We start from the raw sequence: 24,894 nt of genomic DNA on the forward strand, positions 1-24,894 counted from the left end.
GTCGGGTGCGGTCGGGTAAACCCTGCGCTTCGCGCTTGATCGCGAACCCGATTCCGCCCTCTGACGTATTTCCAGGATACCCATGCATCGCTACCGGTCTCACACCTGCGGCGCGCTCCGCGACAGCCATATCGACCAGACCGTTCGCCTGTCGGGGTGGTGCCATCGTATCCGCGACCATGGCGGCGTGCTCTTCATCGATCTGCGCGACCATTACGGCCTGACGCAATGCGTCGCCGACCCGGACTCGCCGGCATTCAAGGTCGCCGAGACGCTGCGTTCGGAATGGGTCGTGAAGATCGACGGCAAGGTGCGTCGTCGTCCCGGCGGCACCGAGAATGCCGAACTGCCCACCGGCGATGTCGAAATCTATATCGATGCCATCGAGGTGCTTGGCCCTGCGGCCGAGTTGCCGCTGCCGGTGTTCGGCGATCAGGACTATCCGGAAGACATCCGGCTGAAATATCGCTTCCTCGACCTGCGTCGCGAGAAGCTGCATCAGAACATCATGACCCGCGGCGCCATCGTCGACTCGATGCGCAAGCGGATGAAGGAGCAGGGCTTCTTCGAATTCCAGACGCCCATCCTCACCGCGTCGTCGCCGGAAGGCGCGCGCGACTTCCTGGTGCCGTCGCGCATCCATCCCGGCAAGTTCTACGCGCTGCCGCAGGCACCGCAGCAGTACAAGCAGCTGCTGATGATGTCGGGCTTCGACCGCTACTTCCAGATCGCGCCATGTTTTCGCGACGAGGATCCGCGTGCCGATCGTCTGCCGGGCGAGTTCTACCAGCTCGATCTCGAAATGAGCTTTGTCGAACAGGAAGACGTGTTCGCGGCGGTGCAGCCCGTGATCACCGGCGTGTTCGAGGAGTTCGCCAAGGGCAAGCCGGTCAACAAGGACTGGCCGAAGATTCCCTACGCAGAGTCGCTCCGCAAATACGGCACCGACAAGCCGGACCTGCGCAACCCGATCGAGATGCAGAACACGGCGGAGCACTTCCGCGGCTCCGGCTTCAAGGTGTTCGCGCGCATGCTCGAAGACGACAAGAACCAGGTCTGGGCGATCCCCGGTCCCGGCGGCGGCAGCCGTGCATTTTGCGACCGCATGAATTCCTGGGCGCAGGGCGAAGGCCAGCCGGGCCTCGGCTACATCTTTTGGCGAGAAAAAGCTGAAGGTTTATCCTCTACCGAATGGCGGATGCTCGAAACCGCAATCACTAAGGCGCTCGAAAACGGACAGCACGAAGAGGCACACAAGCTCTACGAAAAGTGGGCCGAAGGCGTCGAGGCAGCCGGTCCGCTAGCGAAGAACATCGGACCGGAAAGAACGGAAGAGATCAGGAGGCAACTCGGATTGGGGGCCGGCGATGCCGCGTTCTTCGTCGCGGGCGATCCCGAGAAATTCTACAAGTTCGCCGGTCTCGCACGCACCAAGGTCGGCGAAGAGCTCAACCTGATCGACAAGGAGCGCTTTGCGCTGGCCTGGATCGTCGATTTCCCGATGTACGAGTACAACGAGGACGACAAGAAGGTCGACTTCTCGCACAACCCGTTCTCGATGCCGCAGGGGGGCATGGATGCGCTGGTCGGGCAGGATCCGCTGACCATCAAGGCCTTCCAGTACGACATCACCTGCAACGGCTACGAGATCGCGTCGGGCGGCATCCGTAATCACAAGCCAGAAGCGATGGTGAAGGCGTTCGAGATCGCCGGCTATGGCGAGGAGACGGTGGTCGAGCGCTTCGGCGGCATGTATCGCGCCTTCCAGTACGGCGCACCGCCTCATGGCGGTATGGCGGCAGGCGTCGATCGTATCGTGATGCTGCTCTGCGGTACGAACAACCTGCGCGAGATCTCGCTCTTCCCGATGAACCAGCGTGCTGAAGATTTGTTGATGGGCGCGCCGTCAGAGGCTTCGCCGAAGCAGTTGCGTGAAGCGCATATCCGTCTCAATCTGCAGGACAAGTAGTCCGGCAAACCAACAAGAAGAAACGCCCTTCTACCTAACTTTTGTTTTATGACGCGCGGGAGCACGCATGTCTTCTTCATCTTCTGACGATCTCTCGCGCGCGGCGCTTGCCTATCACCGCCTTCCCAAGCCGGGTAAGCTCGAAATCCAGGCCACCAAGCCGCTTGCCAACCAGCGTGATCTGGCGCTGGCCTATTCGCCGGGCGTGGCCGCGCCGTGTCTGGCGATTGCTGCCGACCCCAATGAAGCGGCGTCGCTGACCTCGCGCGCCAATCTCGTGGCCGTCGTCTCCAACGGCACGGCTGTCCTCGGTCTCGGCAATATCGGTCCGCTGGCGTCGAAGCCGGTGATGGAAGGCAAGGCGGTCCTGTTCAAGAAGTTCGCCGGCATCGACGTGTTCGACATCGAGATCGCCGCCGACACCATCGAGCGCGTGGTCGAGGTCGTCTCGGCACTGGAGCCGACCTTCGGTGGCATCAACCTTGAGGACATCAAGGGTCCGGAATGTTTCGAGATCGAGGCGCAGCTTAAAGAGCGCATGAAGATCCCGGTGTTTCACGACGATCAGCATGGCACCGCCATCATCGTCGGCGCCGCGATCAAGAATGCGCTGCTGCTCAACGGCAAGAACATCAAGAACGTCAAGATCGTCTGCTCGGGTGCTGGCGCTGCGGCGATCGCTTGTCTCAATCTTCTGGTGTCGCTGGGCGCGCAGAAGAAGAACATCTGGGTCTGCGATATCGACGGTGTCGTGCATGAGGGCCGCAACACCCTGATGGATCGCTGGAAGGCGGTCTATGCGCAGAAGACCGATGCGCGCGTGCTGGGCGATGTCATCGCCGGCGCCGATATTTTCTTGGGCGTCTCCGCTCCGGGCGTGCTGAAGCCCGAGATGGTCAAGGCGATGGCCGACAAGCCGCTGGTGATGGCGCTGGCCAATCCGACGCCGGAGATCATGCCGGACGAAGCGCGCAAGGCACGCCCGGACGCGATGATCTGCACCGGCCGGTCGGACTTTCCGAACCAGGTCAATAACGTCCTTTGTTTCCCGTTCATCTTCCGCGGTGCACTCGATTGTGGTGCGACGGCGATCAATGAGGCGATGAAGATCGCCGCCGTCGATGCCATCGCGCAGCTTGCGCAAGACCCGCCGTCGGATGCTGTGACCGCCGGCTTCGACAACGAGACCCAGGGCTTCGGTCCGGGGTCGCTGATCCCGAGCCCGTTCGATCCACGCCTGATCCTGCGCATCGCGCCGGCCGTCGCCAAGGCGGCGATGGAATCCGGCGTGGCCTCGCGCCCGATCGCCAATTTCGAGGAATACACCGCGGGTCTTGAGCGGTTCGCGTTCCGCTCCGGTCTGGTGATGAAGCCGGTCTTCGCGAAGGCAAAGACCCAGCCGGTGCGCGTGATTTATGCCGAAGGCGAAGACGAGCGCGTGCTGCGCGCCGTGCAGGTGGTGCTGGAAGAGAAGCTGGCGCGTCCGATCCTCGTTGGCCGTCCGTCGGTCGTCGAAGCCCGCATCAAGCGGTTCGGTCTGGCGATCCAGGCCGGCCAGGATTTCGACCTGATCAATCCCGAGGACGATCCGCGTTATCGCTCTTACGTGCAGTCCTATATCGACGTGGCCGGCCGTCGCGGCGTGACGCCGGATGCGGCGCGCACGGTCGTCCGCACCAATGCGACGGTGATCGCCGCGCTCGCCGTGATCCGCGGCGAGGCGGATGCAATGATCTGCGGCGTCGAAGGCCGCTACATGAGCCATCTGCGCCATGTGCGCGAGATCATCGGCTTCCTGCCGGGCGTCAGCGATTTTGCAGCGCTGTCGCTGATGATCACCAGCAAGGGTGCGCACTTCATCGCTGATACGCAGGTGCGTCCGAATCCGAGCGCGGAAGAACTCGCGGAAATCGCGGCGCTCGCTGCCAACCACGTGCAGCGCTTCGCCATGAAGCCGAAGATCGCTTTCGTGTCGCATTCTGACTTTGGCAGCTACGATACGGACTCTTCGCGGAAGATGCGCCGCGCCGCAGCATTGCTGCGTGAGAAGCATCCGGAAATCGAGTCCGATGGCGAAATGCAGGGCGACACCGCGCTGTCGGAAGCGGCCCGCAAGATCGTGCTGCCGCATTCGAAACTCGAGGGCTCGGCGAATGTGCTCATCATGCCGACGCTCGATGCCGCCAATGTCGCCTATCAGATGATCAAGACGCTGGCCGATGCGCTCCCGGTCGGCCCGATCCTGATCGGCCCGGCGCGTCCGGCGCATATCCTGACGCCGGGGGTGACAGCGCGTGGTATCCTCAACATGACGGCGGTTGCGGCTGTCGAGGCGCAGGAGCGGGCTGGGCGTCCGCAGGCGAGCCTGTTCGGCTAGCGCGTTCAGTCAGCCTCGCGCTGGCTGGATGCTTCCCAGCCGTTGCGCTTTTGGATAGTTCGCCGATCTGAAATGCATCGCGACAAATGGATGACGGCAACGAGGTCATCCATTTGTTCGTTTGAAAAATGTGGTGGAATGATCATACTCGTCATGTATTTCGACAAGTATTCATTGCAGTCCAGCGAGGCCGACCAATGCCAGCGTTTATTACTTTCGGGCGCATTCTCTTTGCCGTGATCTTCATTGCGTCCGGCGCATCCAAGTTTCTCGACCTCAGCGCAACTGCGGATGCAATCGCGAACAAGGTTATCCCGACGATCCCCGCTGTCGTGACGCCCTATGCGACGCAGCTCGAAGGGCTGGCGGGCATGGAATTGAAGCAGATTCTCGCAATCGCCGTTGCAACACTGGAACTGGTCGGCGGTATTCTCGTCGCGCTGAATCTGGGTGCGCGCTTTTTCGCCCTGGTGCTGGTGCTGTTCGTGATGGCCGCGACTTTCTACTTCCACGACTTCTGGAACCTGACAGGCCCTGAGGCCAAGAACCAGATGATCCACGCGCTGAAGAACCTGTCGCTGATCGGCGGCCTCTTCATGATCGCCGGTATCGGCCGCAGCGCGCGGCTGCCGGGCGGCTACAACGAAGTGTAGTTGTCGTTCAGGACACCCGCCGCCAGGCCGTTACTGTGACTTCACGCGCGGCGTCGAGGATCTGGACCTCGCTCGCTTGTAGGCCGTGACTGGAGAGAATGTCCTGCGGTGATCGTTCGGGGACGCCGGGGAAGCATCCCTCGCCGCCGGGCAGACGGACATGCGGCGCCTGCGAGAGCCAAAACACGTCGATGCGATCAAAGAACATCTCGAATACGCTGGGGCCGCCGATGACGGCGACGGTGCCGGCATGAACGCCAGCATGCGCGCAAGCGTCCTCGAAAGATACGCCGGCCGGATTCCACAGCGTGGCTTTGTTGTTTTCGGGATCGGGGCCTATGGCAGCGATGCTGCGGCTGACGATGATGCGCTTGCGCTTCGGTGAGTTTGGCTGATCCTCGAACGAATGCCTGCCGTGCACGATCAGGTCGGCACGGTCGAGACCTGCGGTGAAAAAGGCGAGGTCGCCGGGAAATTTGAGGGTATCGGGCATCACGCCACTGGCGTCGGCGAGCATGCCGTCCGCCGAGACGATGACGTAGCCGTTAAAACGAAATGCGGGCATCAGGGGCGTCGACGCGTCCTCATTATTCCGAGATCGTCTGGACGACGCTGTTCACAGGACGGCTGCTGACCGTCGGCAGCTTGGCGTCCTTGACGATCGCTTCATCATAGGACGCGATGGTCTGCACGGGCGCCTTGGCACGCATATGCACGACCTTGTAGCCACCGGCCTTGAGCTTGCGCAGCAGGGTCGGCAACGCTTCGGCGGTGTGCTTCTGGAAGTCGTGCATCAGGATGATACCCTTGCCGAGCTTGTCGAGCTTGGTCATCACATTGGTGATGACCTGTTCGGACTTGCGCGTCTTGAAGTCGAACGAGTCGATGTCACAGGAGAAGATCGCCATGTTGCGCGTGCCGAGATAGGTGACGATTTCCGGCGGGTGCTGCAGCGCCGGAGCGCGGAAGAACGGTGCGGGGGCTGAGCCGAGTGCCCACTTCACGGCGCTGAAGCCTTTCTCGATTTCATCGATGCGCTGCTGCTGGGTCAGTTTCTTGTTGGTCAGCGCGATATGGGCCCAGGTGTGTCCGCCGATGGTATGGCCGGCCGCAGCGACCTGCTTGAGCACCTCCGGATAATAGGTAGCGTGCTTGCCGATCGGAAAGAACACTGCCTTGACGCATTCGTCGGCCAGCGTCTTCAACACGGTCGGCGTCGTAGTCTGCCACGGGCCATCGTCGAAGGTCAGCACCACTTCCTTGTCGCGCAGGAAGTCGAGCTGCTTGAAATGTTCGAAGCCGAAACCCGGACCGCCCGTCGTGTCGATCTCGACCACACGGCTGACGCCGAGCGCATCGGGATTGGCGCAGGTCGATTTGGCGGGGGCAGGTGCAGCCGCGGGCGCCGGTGGCGGCGCGGGCGTTGCCGCGGGGGCTGGGGCTCCGGCTTTGGGTGCCTGCGCCTGTGCGCCTGCCGCCCACAATGAAATCGCGCTCGCAAAAATCAGACCTGCCGCACTGCGCATCACGTTCCCCTTGACCTGCGACCAGCGTCGTCAGCGAGGTGGCCGGGCTGATCCAGATGGTCGTGGCCGCAATTCTAGCGCGATTTCAGGCGGTCCCGCTATGGCAACGGCCCTTATCCCCAGTCAGTGGCTGGATCGATATTGAACCGCTCAAGCCGCGGTCAGAGCGCGTCCGACGGCGGTCTTGATGCGTGTGTCGGTCGGTTCGAATTCGGAGGCAAAGGAGTCGGTGAGGTAGCCATCGCGTCCGACCAGATATTTGTGAAAGTTCCACCGCGGCAGGTCGCGCGGCCGTGCCTCTGCCGCCCATTTGTAGAACGGGTGTGCGTTCGGTCCCTTCACGACGGTCTTGGCGGCCATCGGGAAGCCGATACCGAAATGTCCCTCGGCAATGTCGGCGATCTCCTTGGCGCCCCCCGGCTCCTGTCCACCGAAGTCATTGGAGGGCACGCCGACGATCATCAAGCCGCGCTCGCGGAACTCGGTCCACAGTGTCTGAAGCCCGGCATATTGCGGGGTGAAGCCGCATTGCGAGGCGGTATTGACCACCATGATCGGGCGGCCTGCATAGTCGGCAAGTTTGATGTCGCCACCCTTGAGGCCGGGAAACGCGAAGCCATAGGCGGTCATGCGGCTCACGGCGCCTTGCGCCGAGGCGTGACGCGCGACCGCCACAGCACTTGCCGCGCCCAATACCGTCGTCAGTATCTGCCTGCGATTGATCATCGCCATTCGTCGTAGCCCAGCCTGTTTCCCGAGCAGAGTAGCGTCATCTCCGAGATGACGCACTCAACAAGCTGTTACAGGGCTGGAGCAAATGAGGCTAGCGCAGCGGCACCACGAATTCGGTGCCCTGGCCGGTCTCGCCGCCGGCGGCAATGCCCTGATCGGACACCACGATGGAGCCGCCACTCGCGAGCGCTTCGGTAATCTGTGCCATGGCGTCCGCGGGGATCGTCAGGCGGTCGAGCGCTTCGGCGGCGCTGTTCGGCAGCGGTCGGGTTTTCACCTCAACGGCACCAGTGGATTTGCGGCGACGCGAAACATTGTCGTCCTCGTCGGCGCGATGCGGGACGGCAGGCAGCGAGACTGCGGTCCAGTGAAATGCCTTGGCATCATTCTTGTCGGTGCGGGCGGTAAAGATGTGAGTGCCGAGCGGGCGATCGCTGGGCTTGATGGCGATCGGCGTTTCGAACAGCGGCGCGAAATTCTGCCGCACATAGAGCTTGCCGTCCTTGCCGCTGACCAGCACGGCAATCTGGCCGGACCGCTTTGGCGTCGCATCGGCAGCGGGCGCCGGGGAGGCCGTAGACATTTCGGCCTTCGCTGCATCCGCAGGGCGCGTTTCGTCCTTCTTGGCGTCGGGCACACTGGCGGCGACCGGTGCGACATCAGCTTTTGCGATTTCCGCCTTCGGGGCTTCCGTCTTGGCAGGCTCAAGCTTGGCTGGCGCTTCCGCGACGGTCTCTGCCGATTTGACCTCGGGGGTCGGCAATTCGACGACCTTGGCGATCGCGGCGTCGAGATCGCGGCGCGTCATGATCTCGGGCTCGGCGGCTTTGACGGCGGTTTCGACCTTTGTAGGTGTGGCGTCCGACATCACAGTCGCAGGCGCCGGTTTTGTCATCGCATTGCTGGCATCGGCGGTCTGGGTCTTGTCCTGAGTCTTGGAGCGGTCGGCGGCGGATGGCCTCAGACCGAGGTCTTGGAGCTTCGCATCTGCCGATGCCTTATCAGTCTTTGGCGACGCCTGGACGTCTTGAGGCGCCGCTGCCGCGACCGGACCCGGCGCGATTTTCTGAGCGGCGAGCAGCGGATGCGAGATTTCCGCTGGGGAGATTTCACCGGGCGCGATGATCACGCGGGCACCCATGCGGGTCCAGCCCCAGATCTTGGTCGCAAAGGCCATCGGCATGCGGATGCAGCCGTGGGACGCCGGATAGCCTGGCAGCGCGCCGGCATGCAGAGCAATGCCCGACCAGGTGATGCGCTGCATGTAGGGCATCGGCGCGCCGCTATAGATGTTGGAGCGGTGCCATTTGTTCTTCTGGATGATGCTGAACACGCCCATGGGCGTCGAATGGCCGCGCATGCCGGTGGAGACCGGTGTTTCCGCGAACAGGCCGTTGGCGTCGAATACCCGCAGGGACTGTCGCTCGATCGAGATGGCGATCACCAGCGGGCCGACCGGCTTGGCGTGTTCCTTGACCTGTTTCTCAAGTTTGGCGCCGAGGCGCTTCAGCTTTTTCTGGCGCTGCTGTGGTTGTGGCGCCGGCGGTTCGATCTCCCGCATGATCATTGGGTTTTCGTCGGTCCAGAACACCGCGGCATCGGCAGGCATCGCCACGGTCATGCCGGCCATGGCGACGAGTGCAATCCGCAGGAAGCTGCCGGAAAAAATCGTGCTGCTCAGAAAACGGCTCTTGTCCGTTGATCCCCGCGACAATTGAAATGCACCCACGTCCAATATCCTCGAATCCATCTGAAAACATTAGTCTCGCAGGCGCGAGATGGGTTCACCAGCATGAGTGATCTGGCTACCGCTGAGTCGGGATCAGCCTAGCAAAAAAGCCTCACATTGAATTAACAGAGGGGCATCCTGGCTTCCGAATCCGGTTGGAATGCCTACATATTCTGGATCGGTCACGGAGAGTTGCATGACGTTTAATGGATCTGGCGAGCTCACCAAGATGTTGCGGCGCGGCGTCTTGGCGCTTTCGGCATTCGCGGCGTTGGCAATTGTCCCGGCGCAGGCTGCGGACGAGCCGGATCTGATCTTCCGGCGCTCCACCGTGTTCAAATGGCTCAGTCCGAACGACAAGCTGGCGACCTATGGCGTCGACGACCCCGAAGTCGACGGCGTCGCCTGCCACTTCACGGTGCCTGAAAAGGGTGGCTTCAAGGGCTGGCTCGGTCTGGCCGAAGAAGTCTCGGACATCTCGCTCGCGTGCCGGCAGATCGGCCCGATTACGTTCAAGGCCAAGAGCGATCAGGGCGAGGACATGTTCCGGCAGCGCCGCAGTCTTTTTTTCAAGAAAATGCAAATCGTCCGCGGCTGCGACGCCAAGCGAAACGTGCTGGTTTACATGGTCTATTCGGACCGGATCATCGAGGGTTCGCCGAAGAACTCGACGTCATCAGTTCCGATCATGCCCTGGGGGCAGTCAGACGCCGCCGTGCAGAAATGCGGCGACTTCATCAAATAAGCGAGCTAATGGCCGCTAGAACTTAGCTCTGCTTCGCTATTCAACGGAGTGGGTGACGACGCGTTTCGTGCGCAAGCGGTCCCATGACTGCTGCGGCTGCGGGTCACGATAGCCTACGAGCTGGACCAGCTGCTGCGGATAGCACTCGTTGCCGTGTGAGCCGTAGCCCTGCTGCGACATGGCGCCTTGGCATTTGGCGCGCGAGTGTACCGTGGAGACCAGTGGCCGTCCGGGGGCGCTGATCGGGGTATCCTTGCCAACGTCGTTGTTGCCGGTTCCCACGACTGCATTCCTTCTCTTCGAGGTGAACAGAAACGCGCAGTCGCCTGAAAAGGTTGCATACGCTCTCCTGAAGTCGCTTTAGCCGCGTTTCGGTTCAGTTTTGTTAAGGGCGTGCGACAGCCGGACGAACTTTCGAGACATCCTTTCCAAGGCGTTCTTTCTAAGCCGTTCGCAGATTTGCCGCCCGGATTGTGTCGTCGGCATGGGCGCCACGAAACAATTCAGTAGGGGGACGAAACCATTTTCCTCTTGGGCCGCAGACGTGCCGAAACCCGCATTGGCTATTCCTTTCCCAACGACGCGGCGGGCAGCGCTGCCGAACTGGAGACGTCAGATGCGTACCATCAGCTTCATCCTCGCTTTCGCCTTCATCCTGGCTGGCCCGTCGATGGCCGGTTCCATTGAGGGTAACCTGCCGGGTATCGGCACTTTCGCCTTTACCGGTTCGCCCGCGATCAGTGCTGTTGCGCCGATGGTTGTGGCCTACGCACGCTGATTTCGATCGCGGGCGGATAACCCGAGAAACAACAAGAAAAGTTTTGAAATGACTAGACCGCGTATTCTGACTGCCATTGTTGTCGCTGCCGCCCTTGCGAGTTCCATCACGGGAAGTGCGGCGCAGGCGCAGATCTGGTCATGGCGGAAATTGCCGGACCAGCGTGGCGAGTTCGTTCGTTTGTGCTCGCCGCATATGGTCGGGCGCTGGGCGCATCCGGAAGAAGTGTGCGGCTGCCTGCATGACCACGCCGTGGCAACGGTGGAAGACGCTGATTTGCGCGAGGCACTGCTGCGAGGCATCAGTGAGCGCGGCGTACCTACGATCGAGAAGGACTGGATCCCGGCATCGAAGCAGTCGATGATCAGCGCGACCTTCACGCAGATCGCGAAGCCGACCCTGCAATGCATGTATGATCCGGCGCCGCTGGATTGAACCACTCAGTTAGTTCGCGTGATCTTTTTGCGCTGCGTCGTCGCGCCAAAATGATAGCGGATTTCTGTCTTTCCCTCTCGTCATCCCGTTACTGCCAATGATAGCGTTTTACTACACCACCGTTAGGTGGGTGGATTCGCTACTAATTGAATTGGTGGGAACCGAGGGATTTTTTATGCGATTTGTTTCGATCGGCTTGACGTGTGTCTCGATATTTCTGACCGGCGCGGCGTTGGCTGCAGATGCCAGCACCCAGGACACCAACAAGAAAACCGTCGTTGAATTCTATGAGAAGGGCCTCAACCAGAAAGACTTCGAGGCGGCGTCCAAATATTTCGGTCCGCGTTATGTTCAGCACAATCCCAACGCGGCTGATGGTGTCGAGGGCTTCAAAGGCTTTATCGGTTTCCTGCGGGAGAAATTCCCGGACTCGCATAGCGAGATCAAGCAGGTCTTCGCCGACGGCGACTATGTGATCCTGCATGTGCATGCCGTGCGCGAAAAGGGCACGCGCGGTAACGCGATCATCGACATCTTCAAGCTTGAGAACGGCAAGATCGTCGAACATTGGGATGCCGTTCAGCCGATCCCGGAAAAATCCGCTAACACCAACGGCATGTTCTGATGGATATGGCGCAGCCCCAGCGTGACGATCGATTGAAAGGCAAGGTCGCCATTATCACCGGTGCGGGTTCCCGCGGCGATGGCATTGGCAACGGACGTGCCGCAGCGGTGTTGTTGGCGCGGCATGGCGCGCGCGTCGCGTTGGTCGACACCGACGTAGACGCTGCCGAAGAAACAGCGCGATTGATCGCTGCGGAAGGCGGCGTCACGCAGATCTATGACGGCGATGTCAGCGATCGCGCGTCATGCGAGGCGATCGTCGAACGCACCGTCGAAGGCTTTGGCCGGCTGGACATCCTCGTCAACAATGTTGGCCTCACCGGGCCGCGCGGCGACGCCATCGAGGTCGACGACCGCGCCTGGGACGGCGCCATGCGTATCAACGTTGCCTCAATGATGCTGATGGCGAAGTATGCGATTCCGGAAATGATGAAATCCGGCGGCGGCTCGATCATCAACCTGACGTCGATCGCCGGCCTGCGCGGGGGCCACCCGAGCTTGTTGTATCCAACGTCGAAATCGGCGGTGATCGGCCTCACCAGGGCGATGGCGGCACATCACGGTCGCGACGGCATTCGCGTCAACTGCATCGCTCCCGGCACGGTCTATACGCCGATGGTGGCGTCGCGTGGCATGAGCGATGAGATGCGCAAGGCGCGCGCAGCGGGCACACTGCTGGGCACCGAAGGGACCGGCTGGGATATCGGCTATGGTGTTCTGTTTCTTGCCAGCGACGAGGCGCGCTGGATCACAGGGATTACGCTAGCGATCGATGGCGGTGCGAGTGTGGGCCAGACCGGTTCACCGGTGCCGCCAAGTGAGCCACTGCGGCATTGATGAGCATGTCTTGGACTAGCGCGTCTTGGTGCCCGCGCGGGGAACGCATTTGCGAACACGCGTCACACCGGACGTGGTCAGCGTCGTGCCGGACACTTCCTTGATCTGGCCGGTGGGGCAAGAGCCGTCATCGACCAGAATGCGCTGGCCGAGGCGGACATCAACAATGTCCTGTTCGCGGTTGACCTGATCGATCGCCAGCGCCGGCGTCGCTAACGCAAGCGAAGCCAGAATTCCTGATAGCCAAATTGCCGAGCGCATCGTGCGACCTTTGTTACTTGTTCTGGATCTTGAGGCCGTCGGGGCCGACATTGATCTGCAGCCCGCTGGGTTCTTTCTTGGTCTGGTAGAGATTGTAGCCGAGCACGCCGATGCCGACGATCAGCGCGCCGATGATCAGGTAGAGCACGTTGCGATTGCCGGACATGAGGTCTCCGTTGGGGGCAGATCTGCCTGCTGGGCATTTTGTCTGCCTGGATTGTAGGGATGCGCATCCGATTCTAGAAGCGCAGCGGTTGCCGGCATTGAGTGCCAGCCAGCCTCAAGTTTTAGCCCCCCACGCGGGTTCCACGCGTCTTTGCTGCAGGCTTGCGGTGGGCGCGCAAACTCGCCGCTGAGGCTTTCGCCAGTCTTTCCGCCGATGTGACAAGCTCACGAATGGGATGGCCGGCGAAGCCGAGCACGAAGCCCGGCGCAGGGCGGGCGCGCAGATAGGTGTCAGCCAGCAACCAGCCCTCGACGCCGGCTGCAGCCTTGGCCTTTGCGGCGATCTCAAGCGACGTCGCGGGCGCGAACTTCGCCACCAGATGCAGGCCCTGTGACGGCACCGGCACGGTCAGTTGCCCGTCCGACGCATCCGTCAACGTCGTCGCCAGAGCGTCGCGCGCCTCGCGATAGATGTTCCGCATCTTGCGCAGGTTGGCCGCGAAGGCGCCGGAGTTCAACATGTCGGCGACGGCGCCTTCCATCAATGTGCCGGGAAAGCGGTCCATCGCCGCGCGCGCCGTCGTGACCGGGCCAATCAGGCGTTCGGGCAGGGCGCAATAGCCGATGCGCAGACCGGGAAACAGAGTCTTGGCAAACGTGCCCATATAGATCACGCGTTGCAGGTGATCGATGCCGGCGAGCGACAGCAACGGCGCGCCGTCATAGCGAAACTCGCTGTCGTAATCGTCTTCGAATATCCATGCGCCGGCGTCCTTCGCCCAGTCGAGCAATTCAAGACGCCGCGGCATCGCCATTTGCACGCCGAGTGGAAATTGATGCGAGGGCGTGACATAGGCCGCGCGCGCAGATGGCGCCGTGGCACGGCCCCTGGCGACGATCAGGCCGAAGTCATCGACCGGCACCGACACCGGCCGGGCGCCGCAATGTTCGATCGATTTTCGTGCGGCGGGGTAACCGGGGTCCTCGCACCAGATCTGTTCGCCTGGCTTGAGAATGGCTGACAGCACGATGCGCAGCCCGTGCTGTGTGCCCGATGTCAGCATGATCTGATCGGGATCGCAGCGTAGCCCACGCGCCGACAGAAGATGATTGGCGATGGCGGTGCGTAGTTCATGACTGCCGCGGGGATCGCCGTAGTGCAGATGCTCGGCGCCGAAAGCGCGCAGGCGGCGGCCGGCGAAAGCGCGAAAACGGCGCAGCGCCTGTTCGTCGATATCGGTACAGCCGAGAGCGAGCGTGCCCCGCTGCGGCGCGTCGATGGCAATGGCCTTGGCTGGCTTGCTGTTGGTCCGCGTCGGAATCCGCGCGGCGACGAAGGTGCCGGAGCCGACGCGTGCGACGGCAAAGCCATCGGCGATCAGACGCTCATAGGCATTGGTGACGGCATTGCGTTGAAAACCGGTTTGCTTCGCAAGGATACGCGATGGCGGCAGAGCTTCGCCGGGCTTGGCGACGCCGCCGGTGATGGCATGACACAGCGCCTGATAGAGCCGATCCTGCGAGGACGATCCTTCGGTGATATGCGCGCCCGTGAGATCGAGCGGCAGCTCGGGCTTCGAAATTGGCTTCGCCAAATTGGTCGGAATTTTTCGCATGGAATTGGCACTATCGCAGACCAAATGTGGCGGTACAACACATACGAACGCTTCCAATTGACGGGGAATTGCCGTGACCACAACCGAACTGAAGACCGATGAATCGACGAACGCAGACATCGCGTCATATCCGCTCACGGCGCGCAATCGCGTGAAGCGACGCCATGACCGCGGCTTCTATGACCACGAGACCGTCCATAAAATTCTGGACGCATCGATGATGTGCCATGTGTCCTACGTGATCGACGGGCAGCCCTATTGCACGCCGACCTTCTTCTGGCGCGAAGGCACGAAACTGTACTGGCACGGCAGCAGCGCGAGCCGCATGCTGAAGAACCAGACCGCGCAGCAACGCGTCTGTCTCACGGTGGCCTTTCTCGACAGCCTCGTGCTGGCACGTTGCGGCTTCAATCATTCAGCGGACTACCGTGCGGTGATGGCATTCGGAAACGCTTATCTCGTCACCGATCCCGACGAGAAGGAGCAAGCTGGCATCGCGATGGTCGACCGTTTCTTTCCGGATCGCACCGCCAGTCTGCGCGAGACCACGGCACAGGAGATGAAGGCGACGTCCTTTATCGCCATGGAGATCGAGGAGGCATCAGCCAAGATCCGCGCCAAGGGCGTGGCTGACGATGACGAGGATTACGAACTGCCGATCTATGCCGAGCGCATTCCGGTGAGGACGGTGATCGGTGCGCCGGAGCCGTGTCCGCGGTTGTTGCCCGGCGTCGAACGGCCTGCATCCTTGCAAGCATATTCGGAAGGCCGGCTGCTCGAAGATGCGCTGATAGATGCCTACTTTCTGCAGTACCCGAAGGGGTAAGGGGCGAGCATCTCAGATGACGGCGTCGGTGCTCGTGCCGGTTACGGCCACAGCGCCGCGACGATCGCGTCGAGTCCGTCCGTCAACGCTGCTGGTCCTGGCTGCAGGATCAGCGGCGATTTGATCTCATAGATGCGATTGTCGCGCACGGCAGGAATCGCGTTCCAGCCCGGTCGCTGCCGGATTTTATCGGGCACGACTTTCTTGCCGCACCACGAGGCGAGGATCACATCGGGGGCCGCGGCAATCACGTCGGCTGGCACGACGATGCGATCCTTCGCTGCCTTCTGATGTCGAAGCTGCGGAAAAGCGTCTTCGCCGCCGGCGATCTCGATCAGCTCGGACACCCAGCCGATCCCGGTGATCAGCGGATCGTCCCACTCCTCGAAATAGACGCGTGGCTTCGTCTGCCGCAAGTCTGCCGCAGCTTTGACGCTGGAAAGTCGCAGCTCAAATTGCGTTGCGAGTTGATTTGCGCGTTCGCTCGCGTCCACCATCGCGCCGAGCGTGCGGATCATCGCCAGAATGCCGGCGATGTCGCGCTGGTTGAATACATGAACGGCGATGCCAGCGCGCGTCAGGTCTGCGGCGATTTCAGCCTGCAGATCGGAGAAGCACAGCACCAAGTCAGGATCGAGTGCGAGGATCTTCGGCAGGTCGGCCGAGATGAACGCGGACACCCGCGGCTTCTCGCGCCGGACCTGCGGGGGCCGCACCGCATAACCGGAAACGCCGACGATGCGATCCTGCTCGCCGAGTAGATACAGCGTCTCCACGGTCTCTTCCGTAAGGCAGACGATCCGGCTTGGCGGGAAGTGGCGCATGATGCCGATATGCCTGTTAACAAAGCTCTTGTCACGACATGCCGTTGTGTCGTGAAATTTCATCAAGCCCGCACGACGATAGGCGAGACAGGTTGCAGGGAGACGATGCCAGCATGACGCCACTCGACAAGATTCACAGCCTCGCGATGCCGTTTTCGGTCTCGATGGGCGTGACCTTCACCGACGCCGACCTGGAGCGCGTCGTTGCCACGATGCTGGTGCGCGAGGACCTGTGCACACTCGGCCATACGATCCATGGCGGCGCGGTGATGGCGCTCGCCGACGCGGTTGGTGCGGCGGCGACGGTCATCAATCTGCCGGAGGGCGCCAAGGGAACGACGACCATCGAGAGTAAGACCAATTTCACAGGCGGGGCGAAAGCAGGAAGCACCGTGCGCGCGATCGCAACTCCGGTTCATCGGGGGCGCAGAACGCAGGTATGGCAGACCCGAATCGAGACCGAAGAGGGCAAGCTGGTAGGCGTCGTGACGCAGACCCAATTGGTGCTGTAAAGCGGTGGTATGCCGCGCTTAAGGTTTTGTTAACGCTGGATAATTGCATGGCTCACCTGCAGTGGGCGCTGGCAGGTGCGGCATCTGCGCCCTTGTATTTTATGGTGCGTCGCACAATATGGGGTGTCTAGGGAATCGACGCTTTCCTCGAGGGCAACTTGAGGATTTTGACCATGTTAGACGCAGCCACCACCATTGCCATTTCGACACGCGCTCCGGCCCGCGGACATGTGCGTGTCCTTGCAGCCCGCGAGCTGCCGCTGTTCCGCGATCATCTCTTGAGATTGGACCGCGAAAGCCGCCGCGATCGTTTCAACGGTTCGCTCGACGACGAATGGGTCGCACGTTACGCCGAGAAGTCCGTCAATACCGGCACCGTCATTCTCGTTTACTTCGAGGATGGCATCGTACGCGGCGCCGCTGAACTGCATCAGGCCGACCTGTCGCCGGACTCGCTGCCCGAGATTGCCTTCAGCGTTGAAGCCATCGTGCGCCGCAAGGGCGTGGGCAGCATCCTGTTCACGAAGCTGATCGCCAAGGCGCGGTCGATGGGCTACGCGAGGCTGCGCATCACCACCGGCGCGCAGAACGATGCGATGCGCGCACTGGCCAACAAGTTCGGTGCGCACCTGTCGTTCCGGCACGGTGAATCCACGGGAGTTATAGACCTGCGCGATCCCATGGGCGCAGGTGTCGCGCCGCAGCCGAAGACTTCGGCGCTCGATGTGGCGCGCGCGGTGGCCGACTATAACCGGGCTTACTGGGGTCTGTGGTTGAAGCTCGCCGGCTGGGGCAAATCGTCCTGAGCCAAGAAACTATCGCGACAAAGAAAAAGGCCTCGTGGTGAACGAGGCCTTTTTTGCGACTGCGGGGAGGGCTGTGAGCGCCCTCAAAATCAGATGCGCTTGTCGTTACCGAATTTGCGCGTCACGCGACGTTCCACGACCACCGAACGCTGAGCACCTTGCTCGCCTGCGATAACGCGGGTCACGCGCAGCGTGCCGGTAGAACGATTGGCCTTCTTCACTTCAGCCTGCACGGCGTCGAACGGCATGCCCATCAGCGAGGCGGCGATCTCCGCCTGCTGGTCGAGATCCTCGGTGATACCCATCGCGGCGAAGATGGCTTCTTCCAGGGTCGGGGGATCGCGCCGTACGCGCCGCGTTCCATATTTCGTGTTCCAGTCTTCGCTCATCGCTCGCCTCAGTGTTGATTTGCGATACCTAAGCGAGCAGTTGTTGCATTGCAATATGGAATTACCGCGACAAAGCAGCCATGCAAACTTGTTCCCGGAAAACGAGAAAGAGTTTGGTCAGTAGCTTTACGACAAAGCGGATGGCGGGGCGGTATCCCGTTGGGGTTGCGGCCAACGTTTCAGCGCCGCGTAACCCGCATCGGTGAGCGCGTAGGTGCCGCGCGCCGGACTTTCGAACCAGCCATAGACGTTGCGATGCAGGATCTTCTGCGCATCCGGATAATCCGGCGTGAGCTCACGCACCTTGCGCGGACCGACGACAAGCATCGCTGCGCAAGCGAGCGCCTGCTGACGATAGGCCGTCATGATCGGCGCGCGCGTGCTGCCGCCAAGGGCAGGATCGCCTTGACGTTTCTTGTGTTCGGTAACGAGGCGTGAACGCTTCTTCGGATTGCGTCGGGGCGCGACAGTGGCAGGCGCGACGAGAACCTCGACACCGCCGGCTTCCGTAATTCCGAGCATGCCGAAACCGAGTCTGCGGCACAGGTTGCGGTAGCGCGCATCGCTTTCGCGCCCCTTGCCGCGGATGGAGAGCTTGGCGGCGACCCAGACTTCATCACAGGCGCCGGCGCGATCGACAGCCTGCAGGATCAGTTCGAGATTGAAGCTGAGCTTGAGCTCGCCGATCACGACGATTGGCGGATCATCGCCATTCAGCGCCACGAGATCGCAACCTGATATCTCGCCTTTGACGGTAAAGCCAAGGCCTTCGAGGAAGCGTTTCACCGGGAGGTAGAGCGAAGTTTCCAAATCGAACGTCCAAGTCGAAGTCCATGAGACGATGCGTCGCTGCAACCGCGACTCACCGGCGGAGTTTATCCGGGTTGGCCCGCGGCGACACCCGAGGGGCTTTATCCCTGTGCGATCGGAGACCCGGTGAAGACCCTTCTGGAAATGTCGGACAGCTTTCGTCTGTTGCCGCATCTGATCGCCATGTCGATCGCCTATGTTCTGGCGCTGCCCATCGGCTGGAATCGCGAGCGCGCCGAGCGCAGCGCCGGGCTGCGGACCTTTCCGCTGGTGGCGCTTGCCACTTGCGGCATCGTTCAGGCGACCGAGGGGTTTCTGAACGGTCATCCCGAAGGCACGGCGCGTATCATCGAAGGCCTGATGACCGGCATGGGATTTATCGGCGGCGGCGCCATTTTGAAAGACAACGGCTCGGTGCGTGGTACCGCCACTGCAGCCAGTCTGTGGGCAACCGGCGCAACTGGCGCTGCCGTGGGCCTCGGCGCCTATGATGTGGCGGTCGTCATCTCGCTGTTCACCTTCCTGACACTTTGGCTCCTGGTACCTTTCAAGCAGGAGGGGCCAAAGACGGAAGAGGACGTTAAAAAGCCTCCCAGCGAAATTTGAGCGACAAAATACCGGTGCTGGCGCAATTCTGTGAGGGTTAACCTCAATTCGCCCGATTTCGCCGGCACATGGCAGCAATGATTGGCCTTTTGCTGCGAAGCAGCGTAAAACTCCGTCGATCCCGATACGCACCGGACTCCTGGACCCGACGTGACCGCCAACTGAAGGGCGGCAGATTCGTTTCCGTTTGGTCCCAAGTATTGATCCCGTGGATCTCAATGAGTCCGACCGCGACGCGGTCCGCTGCAACCAAGGTTTACATCTGTGTCATTTCTCTCGACTGGTCCGTCGCTCGCCCGCGCGTTGGCTGAGCGCAACTACAATGAATCCACCCCCGTCCAGGCCGCTGTCCTCGCTGACGATGCTGTCGGTCGTGATCTTCTCGTGTCGGCGCAGACTGGCTCCGGCAAGACCGTCGCTTATGGTCTGGCGATCGCCGAAAATCTGCTCGAAGGCGCGGAGAAGCTGCCGAAGGCTGGATCGCCGCTGGCGCTGATCGTCGCACCGACGCGCGAACTCGCGCTGCAGGTGCATGGCGAGCTGACCTGGCTCTATCAATATGCCGGCGCACGCGTCGTTTCCTGCGTGGGCGGTATGGATCCGCGCAAGGAGCAGCGCGAACTGGCCGCAGGCGCGCATATCGTCGTCGGTACGCCCGGACGTCTATGCGACCATCTGCGTCGCAACCGCCTCGACGTCTCCGAACTGAAGGCCGTGGTGCTCGATGAAGCCGACGAAATGCTCGACATGGGCTTTCGCGAAGACATGGAGTTCATCCTCAAGACCACGCCGGCATCCCGCCGTACGCTGCTGTTCTCGGCAACGTTGCCGCGCGGCATCGCCAATCTGGCCAAGCAGTATCAGCAGCAGGCGTTCCGCGTCGAAGTCGCTGGCACCGAAGGTGGCCACTCCGACATCGAATATCGTGCGATCCGGATTTCGCCGAACGACGTCGAACACGCTGTCGTCAACGTGCTCCGCTATTTTGAATCGCCGAGCAGCATCGTGTTCTGCAACACCCGCAATGCGGTGAACCATCTGCAGACCGTTCTGCTGGAGCGCGGCTTCTCGGTCGTCGCTCTGTCGGGCGAACTGTCGCAGAACGAGCGTACTCACGCGCTGCAGGCGCTGCGCGATGGTCGCGCACGGGTTTGCGTCGCCACCGACGTGGCTGCGCGCGGTATCGATTTGCCCAATCTCGGTCTCGTCATTCACTCCGACCTGCCGAACGATCCGGAAGTGATGCAGCATCGCTCGGGTCGTACTGGCCGTGCCGGCCGCAAGGGCGTCAGTGTTCTCTTGGTGCCACCATCGCGCCGTCGCCGCGCCGAGATGCTGCTCAATCTCGCTGGCACGGATGCCGTCTGGGGATCAGCGCCGACCGTCGAGGAAATCCGCGTGCTCGATCAGCAGCGCATGCTGCAGGATACGTTGTTCACTGAAGAGTCCACCGAGGACGATCTGACGCTGGCGCGCGCGATGCTCGCCGAGCGTTCGGCCGAGGAGATCGCAGCGGCGCTGGCGCGGCTGTATCGCTCGCGTCTGCCGTCGCCGGAAGATGTGCAGGATCCCGGCACGTTCCGCGGTCGCGAGGATCGCCCCGGCAGCCGTCGCCGGGACGAAGAAGGCGCTCCGGTCCGCAAGACCCCGAAGAAGAGCGAACCGATGGGCGAGGGCGCCAAGTGGTTCCGCGTCGCCATCGGCCGGCAGAAGAATGCCGAAGCGCGTTGGTTGCTGCCGATGATCTGCCGTCGCGGCGGCATCGAGAAGGCCGATATCGGCGCGATCAAGATCTATGACGGCAATTCGGAATTCGAGATTTCGGCAGCCGCGGCTGAGAAGTTCGCGACCATGATCAAGCGTCCGGACAAGGAAGACAATATCCACATCGAGCCGCTAGCTAACGGTCCGGAAGGCGCGGTCGCATCGAGCCGCACGGCGCCGGAAGATCGCGACTATTCCAACAAGCGCCCGCGCAAGCCCAGCTTCAGATCCGATGGCGACCGTCCGGACTTCAAGGACAAGGGTGCCTATAAGGAGAAGTCCTGGAAGGACAAGCCGAAGAGCGACAAGCCTTACCAGGGCGACAAGCCGCGCTACGAGGGCAAACCGCGTTTCGACGACAAGCCGAAGTATGAAGGCAAGCCCAAGTTCGACGGCAAGCCGAAATACGATCCGGTGCGCGCCGACAAGCCGGCTTATGCAAAGCCCCGCAGCGAAGACACGCGTTACGAAGGCAAGCCGAAGTTCGACAAGAAACCACGCGCGGACAAGCCGCCCTACGTCGCCAAGGCCAAGCGCGATGGCGGTGCGCCAGCTGCCAAGCCGGCTTTCGGCAAGAAGAAAAAGATCTGGGGCAACGCCGGGTAGTCTGGGCTCCGACCTCATGGTGAGGAGCGCGCTACTTTAGCGCGCGTCTCGAACCATGAGTTGGTGATATGCAATCATCCTTCGAGACGCGGCCAAGCGGCCGCTCCTCAGGATGAGGGCGGAGCGTGGGACAAATAGTGGCTAAACCCGTCCGCTTACCGGCAGCAGCGCGCCGGTCAACGCACTCGCCGCATCGCTCGCCAGGAACAGGATCACGCTGGCGAGTTCGTCCGGCGTGACCCACTTTGAAAAATCGGCATTGGGCATATCGCGGCGGTTCGCGGCTGTGTCGATCGTCGACGGCAATACGGCATTGACCGTGACCTTGCCCTTCAGCTCGGCGGCGAGAGTTTCCGTCAGCCGATGCACGCCAGCCTTCGAGGCGGCGTAAGGCCCCATGCCGGCGCCGGCCTGTAGCGCACCCATCGCACCGATATTGATGATCCGTCCGGCCTTCGACAACGTCAGATGCGGGATTGCCGCGCGCGAGGCATTGAGAGCCGTGAGCAAGTTGAGCCGATGCATCGTCTCCCAGCTCTTGTTGTTACCGTCGGCAATATTCTCGAAGGTGAATGCGCCGGCGATATTGATCAGCACGTCGATCTTGCCGAATTGTTTGACCACTGCAGCGATGGCGGCGTCGGCTTGCGCGGCATCGGAGAGGTCGACGCCGCCGATCTGCAAGCGATCTGGCGTTGAGGCCGGCGTCTTGGCGGAATGGTCGATGGCGGCAATGGTTGCACCGCTCTTAACGGCGCGGTCGAGCACGACCTGACCCAGCGCACCGGACGCTCCGGTGATGACGACGATCTTTCCGTTCATGGGGTACTCCTGTTACGCGCGATGATCCTGCCCGGAATTGGCCTTGGGTAATAGCCACAGATAGATCGCGCCGGCGGCGAGCGCCATGCCGGCCATCAGGCCGGTCATCACCAGCGCCGGATGCCCGAACGGTTCGAACACCGCGATCATGGCGCTGGCGAAGGCGCCCATGACCATCTGCATACATCGCATCACGCCGGCTGCCGCACCTGCCACATGCGGCAGGTTCTCCAAGGCTTCGTGGTTGGTGCTCGGTGCAAGCAGGCCGAAGGAAAAGATCGTGAGCGCCATCAGCGGCATCAACGACAGCGTCGTGATGGCGCCGGCAGGCACCAAAGCGACGGCTACAACAGCGCTGGCGATCATCAGCAGCAGACCGGCCATGATGATCTTGCGTGAGGCCACATGGCGGCGGCTCAGGCTTCCGCTGATCAGCGAGGCAACCAGCACGCCGCAGGAGGTCAACCCGAACAGCAGCGCAAACATCGTGGTGGAGAGACCGAGGCTGCCGATCAACACGGATGGCGCGCCGGAGATGAAGGCGAACATGCAGGCAAAGGCGAAGGCATAGAGCAGGGAGAAGCCGACGAAGATGCGATCGGACAGCACCATGCGATAGCTTTCGATCAATTGCGCGGGATTGAGCGAGCGGCGTTTCTCGACCGGCTGGGATTCATCGAGGCTGATGGCGCCGACGATCAGCAGGATAAGTCCGACGGCGGCCTGGGCCGCGTAGATGGTGCGCCAGTCGCTGACGGTCATCACCCAGCCGCCCAGCACGGGCGCGATCATCGGCGCGATGCCGAGGACCGCCGCGATCTGCGACAGCTTGTGGCGCGCCGTGCCGTGTTCGAACAGGTCGCGCACGATGGCGAAGGGCAGGATGGTGCAAGCGCCTGCGGCGAGGCCCTGCAGCAATCGAAACGCGAGGAGCACGCTAAACGACGACGCGAGCGCACAGGCGCCCGCCGCGATCGAGAACAGCAGCAGTCCATCCAGCAAGGTTGCGCGGCGCCCGAAGCGGTCAGCCAAGGGACCGCAGATCAGCGGCGAGATCGCAAAGCCCGCCAGGAACAGGCTGAGCGTCAACGGCCCGCGTCCTGCGGCGTCGGCGAAACTCGCCTCGATCGCCGGAAGGCCCGGCAATCCCATGTCGATCGACAGAGGGGGTAATGCGGTCAATGTGCCCAGAAAGGCAGTGAAGGCGAAACTGTCGCGCCTGAGGGCCAAAATCGATTCCTTGAAAATGCGAAAAAGTGTTTACGCGGTCGCGGCGCTATTCTGCCGGACTGATCTGCGCCGGCAAGATCCGGCGGTCAATGAAGCTGCTCAGCGTGAGCCCGAGCCCGGCCATGGCGACGAGCGCTGCGAGCAGCGGAAGCTGCGCGTAGTGCATGCCGGTATTCAGCGCGACGCCGCCGATCCATGCGCCGGTGGCATTGCCGAGATTGAACGCGCCCTGGTTCAGGGTCGAGGCGAGGTTCGGCGCATCCGTGGCGGCATCGACCACCCAGATCTGCAGCGGCGAGACCAGCGCGAAGGCGATACCGCCCCACAGGATCAGCAGCACCAGCGTCGGGAGCGCCATGTGCACCACAAGCGCCAGTGCGCCGAGCACGATGACGAGACAGATGAATGCACCGATGATGGTCGAGAGCAGGTTGCGGTCGGCGAGGCGGCCGCCGATCAGATTGCCGATGGTGAGACCGACGCCGATCGCCAACAGCGCGCCAGTCACGCCATGCGGCGTGAGGCCGGTGACCTCTTCGAGCAGCGGGGTGATGTAGGTGAACAGGCTGAACATGCTGACTGAAGCCATGGTCGAGATCAGCATCGGCAGCAGCACCGGCCAGCGGCCCAAGGCGCGAAACTCTTTCGCCAGTCCGCCGCGTGTGCCCGGCATGCCCGATGGAACGAAACGCGTGATCGCGAGGAACGCAACGATACCGATCACCACGACCGCCCAGAATGCCGCACGCCATCCGGCGGCCTGTCCCAGAGCTGTGCCGAATGGCACACCAAGCACATTGGCCAGCGTAAGACCGGCGAACATCAACGACACAGCTTGCGTGCGCTGCTCACGCGGCACCAGATTGCTGGCAACGACGGCGCCAATTCCGAAGAACGCGCCATGGGCAAAGGCAGTGACCACGCGCGCGGTCATCAGCAACCAGTAATCCGGCGCGAGGGCGCAGCCGAGATTACCGATGGTAAACAGCGCCATCAGAGCCAGGAGAGCAGTCTTGCGCGGGATGCCTGCGGTCGCCATTGCCACGATGGGGGCGCCGATCACGACGCCCAATGCATAACCCGACACGAGATAGCCGGCTTGCGGGATGGTCGCCGACAGGCTTCGCGCGACGTCGGGCAGCAGGCCCATAATGACGAACTCGGTCGTGCCGATGCCGAAAGATGCCGCAGCCAATGCGAGAATAGGAAGGGATAGTCGGATGGGTATTCTCCTGAGCGGAAATATTGCGAT

The 24,894-nt window shown here is 62.0% G+C and carries 26 protein-coding genes; 13 read left to right on the top strand and 13 right to left on the bottom strand.

Annotation, left to right across the window (positions count from 1 at the left end):
- Positions 1-82: 82 nt before the first annotated feature.
- The 3 genes from aspS to BLW80_RS13155 all read left to right on the top strand — a co-directional run bounded on the left by aspS (position 83) and on the right by BLW80_RS13155 (position 4,999).
- Positions 83-1,969, top strand: a complete 1,887-nt coding sequence (gene aspS, locus BLW80_RS13145) for an aspartate--tRNA ligase (protein WP_093758320.1) — start codon at positions 83-85, stop codon at positions 1,967-1,969.
- A gap of 67 nt (positions 1,970-2,036) precedes the next feature.
- The gene (locus BLW80_RS13150) at positions 2,037-4,346 is read left to right on the top strand and encodes an NADP-dependent malic enzyme (protein ID WP_089263974.1); all 2,310 of its coding nucleotides are present in this window, start codon (positions 2,037-2,039) and stop codon (positions 4,344-4,346) included.
- A 197-nt stretch (positions 4,347-4,543) separates the two neighbouring features.
- The gene (locus BLW80_RS13155; RefSeq protein ID WP_089263975.1) at positions 4,544-4,999 is read left to right on the top strand and encodes a DoxX family protein; all 456 of its coding nucleotides are present in this window, start codon (positions 4,544-4,546) and stop codon (positions 4,997-4,999) included.
- Between the two features lie 7 nt (positions 5,000-5,006).
- On the opposite strand, the gene BLW80_RS13160 is transcribed toward BLW80_RS13155, so the two are convergent.
- From BLW80_RS13160 to BLW80_RS13175, 4 genes are all read right to left on the bottom strand, one after another.
- Positions 5,007-5,564 (bottom strand): dihydrofolate reductase family protein, encoded by a 558-nt coding sequence (locus tag BLW80_RS13160; protein WP_093758321.1) that lies wholly within the window; start codon positions 5,562-5,564, stop codon positions 5,007-5,009.
- 22 nt (positions 5,565-5,586) lie between these two features.
- On the bottom strand, positions 5,587-6,525 hold the full coding sequence (locus tag BLW80_RS13165) for a polysaccharide deacetylase family protein (RefSeq protein ID WP_093758322.1): 939 nt from the start codon (positions 6,523-6,525) through the stop codon (positions 5,587-5,589).
- Between the two features lie 150 nt (positions 6,526-6,675).
- On the bottom strand, positions 6,676-7,251 hold the full coding sequence (locus tag BLW80_RS13170) for a glutathione peroxidase (RefSeq protein ID WP_093758323.1): 576 nt from the start codon (positions 7,249-7,251) through the stop codon (positions 6,676-6,678).
- 97 nt (positions 7,252-7,348) lie between these two features.
- On the bottom strand, positions 7,349-8,986 hold the full coding sequence (locus tag BLW80_RS13175; RefSeq protein WP_349633101.1) for a L,D-transpeptidase: 1,638 nt from the start codon (positions 8,984-8,986) through the stop codon (positions 7,349-7,351).
- A 229-nt stretch (positions 8,987-9,215) separates the two neighbouring features.
- Between BLW80_RS13175 and BLW80_RS13180 the strand changes: the two genes are divergently transcribed.
- The 5 genes from BLW80_RS13180 (at position 9,216) to BLW80_RS13200 (ending at position 12,405) form a co-directional block, all read left to right on the top strand.
- Positions 9,216-9,731, top strand: coding sequence for a CreA family protein (locus BLW80_RS13180; RefSeq protein WP_093759059.1), 516 nt, complete (start codon positions 9,216-9,218; stop codon positions 9,729-9,731).
- A gap of 616 nt (positions 9,732-10,347) precedes the next feature.
- Complete coding sequence (locus tag BLW80_RS30270; RefSeq protein WP_170849659.1) at positions 10,348-10,509, top strand: hypothetical protein; 162 nt, start codon at positions 10,348-10,350, stop codon at positions 10,507-10,509.
- 48 nt (positions 10,510-10,557) lie between these two features.
- Positions 10,558-10,944 (top strand): hypothetical protein, encoded by a 387-nt coding sequence (locus tag BLW80_RS13190; protein WP_093758326.1) that lies wholly within the window; start codon positions 10,558-10,560, stop codon positions 10,942-10,944.
- Between the two features lie 175 nt (positions 10,945-11,119).
- On the top strand, positions 11,120-11,569 hold the full coding sequence (locus BLW80_RS13195; protein WP_093758327.1) for a nuclear transport factor 2 family protein: 450 nt from the start codon (positions 11,120-11,122) through the stop codon (positions 11,567-11,569).
- Complete coding sequence (locus tag BLW80_RS13200; protein ID WP_244528213.1) at positions 11,569-12,405, top strand: SDR family NAD(P)-dependent oxidoreductase; 837 nt, start codon at positions 11,569-11,571, stop codon at positions 12,403-12,405. Before BLW80_RS13195 ends, BLW80_RS13200 begins: the two co-directional genes overlap by 1 nt.
- A 15-nt stretch (positions 12,406-12,420) precedes the next feature.
- Here BLW80_RS13200 and BLW80_RS13205 read toward each other — a convergent pair whose 3' ends face one another.
- The 3 genes from BLW80_RS13205 to pdxR all read right to left on the bottom strand — a co-directional run bounded on the left by BLW80_RS13205 (position 12,421) and on the right by pdxR (position 14,447).
- Positions 12,421-12,666 carry a DUF6719 family protein gene (locus BLW80_RS13205; RefSeq protein WP_089263984.1) on the bottom strand — a complete coding sequence of 82 codons (246 nt, stop codon included), beginning with the start codon at positions 12,664-12,666 and terminating at the stop codon, positions 12,421-12,423.
- 13 nt (positions 12,667-12,679) lie between these two features.
- Entirely contained in the window at positions 12,680-12,832 is a 153-nt protein-coding gene (locus BLW80_RS30275; protein ID WP_165826841.1) for a hypothetical protein, read from the bottom strand.
- 121 nt (positions 12,833-12,953) lie between these two features.
- Positions 12,954-14,447 (bottom strand): MocR-like pyridoxine biosynthesis transcription factor PdxR, encoded by a 1,494-nt coding sequence (gene pdxR, locus BLW80_RS13210; RefSeq protein ID WP_093758328.1) that lies wholly within the window; start codon positions 14,445-14,447, stop codon positions 12,954-12,956.
- A gap of 73 nt (positions 14,448-14,520) precedes the next feature.
- Between pdxR and BLW80_RS13215 the strand changes: the two genes are divergently transcribed.
- Positions 14,521-15,273: a pyridoxamine 5'-phosphate oxidase family protein gene (locus tag BLW80_RS13215; RefSeq protein WP_502688600.1), complete on the top strand. Its 753-nt coding sequence runs from the start codon at positions 14,521-14,523 to the stop codon at positions 15,271-15,273.
- A gap of 41 nt (positions 15,274-15,314) precedes the next feature.
- Here BLW80_RS13215 and BLW80_RS13220 read toward each other — a convergent pair whose 3' ends face one another.
- Positions 15,315-16,097, bottom strand: coding sequence for a cobalamin-binding protein (locus BLW80_RS13220; RefSeq protein ID WP_093758329.1), 783 nt, complete (start codon positions 16,095-16,097; stop codon positions 15,315-15,317).
- 113 nt (positions 16,098-16,210) lie between these two features.
- Here BLW80_RS13220 and BLW80_RS13225 point away from each other — a divergent pair, with 113 nt between their 5' ends.
- Together BLW80_RS13225 and BLW80_RS13230 are read left to right on the top strand one after the other, a co-directional pair.
- Positions 16,211-16,609 (top strand): PaaI family thioesterase, encoded by a 399-nt coding sequence (locus tag BLW80_RS13225; protein ID WP_093759062.1) that lies wholly within the window; start codon positions 16,211-16,213, stop codon positions 16,607-16,609.
- Between the two features lie 173 nt (positions 16,610-16,782).
- Positions 16,783-17,415 (top strand): GNAT family N-acetyltransferase, encoded by a 633-nt coding sequence (locus tag BLW80_RS13230; RefSeq protein WP_093758330.1) that lies wholly within the window; start codon positions 16,783-16,785, stop codon positions 17,413-17,415.
- Positions 17,416-17,504: 89 nt separating this feature from the next.
- Here the strand turns inward: BLW80_RS13230 and BLW80_RS13235 are convergent, their stop codons facing one another.
- The gene (locus tag BLW80_RS13235; protein WP_089263988.1) at positions 17,505-17,804 is read right to left on the bottom strand and encodes a hypothetical protein; all 300 of its coding nucleotides are present in this window, start codon (positions 17,802-17,804) and stop codon (positions 17,505-17,507) included.
- Between the two features lie 126 nt (positions 17,805-17,930).
- Positions 17,931-18,614 (bottom strand): DUF2161 domain-containing phosphodiesterase, encoded by a 684-nt coding sequence (locus BLW80_RS13240; RefSeq protein ID WP_089263989.1) that lies wholly within the window; start codon positions 18,612-18,614, stop codon positions 17,931-17,933.
- 126 nt (positions 18,615-18,740) lie between these two features.
- Between BLW80_RS13240 and BLW80_RS13245 the strand changes: the two genes are divergently transcribed.
- Together BLW80_RS13245 and BLW80_RS13250 are read left to right on the top strand one after the other, a co-directional pair.
- Positions 18,741-19,220 (top strand): MgtC/SapB family protein, encoded by a 480-nt coding sequence (locus BLW80_RS13245; protein WP_093758331.1) that lies wholly within the window; start codon positions 18,741-18,743, stop codon positions 19,218-19,220.
- A gap of 264 nt (positions 19,221-19,484) precedes the next feature.
- Positions 19,485-21,590, top strand: a complete 2,106-nt coding sequence (locus BLW80_RS13250; RefSeq protein ID WP_093758332.1) for a DEAD/DEAH box helicase — start codon at positions 19,485-19,487, stop codon at positions 21,588-21,590.
- A gap of 141 nt (positions 21,591-21,731) precedes the next feature.
- Here the strand turns inward: BLW80_RS13250 and fabG are convergent, their stop codons facing one another.
- Genes fabG through BLW80_RS13265 form a run of 3 tightly spaced genes read right to left on the bottom strand, consistent with a single transcriptional unit; the run spans position 21,732 to position 24,837 of the window.
- Positions 21,732-22,412, bottom strand: coding sequence for a 3-oxoacyl-ACP reductase FabG (gene fabG, locus BLW80_RS13255; protein WP_093758333.1), 681 nt, complete (start codon positions 22,410-22,412; stop codon positions 21,732-21,734).
- Positions 22,413-22,424: 12 nt separating this feature from the next.
- A complete protein-coding gene (locus BLW80_RS13260) occupies positions 22,425-23,642 on the bottom strand; it encodes a multidrug effflux MFS transporter (protein WP_170849660.1) in 1,218 nt (405 codons plus the stop codon).
- A gap of 46 nt (positions 23,643-23,688) precedes the next feature.
- Positions 23,689-24,837 carry an MFS transporter gene (locus BLW80_RS13265; RefSeq protein ID WP_283805492.1) on the bottom strand — a complete coding sequence of 383 codons (1,149 nt, stop codon included), beginning with the start codon at positions 24,835-24,837 and terminating at the stop codon, positions 23,689-23,691.
- Between the last annotated feature and the right edge of the window lie 57 nt (positions 24,838-24,894).

This window comes from Tardiphaga sp. OK245, from assembly GCF_900108575.1.
GTDB lineage: Bacteria > Pseudomonadota > Alphaproteobacteria > Rhizobiales > Xanthobacteraceae > Tardiphaga > Tardiphaga robiniae.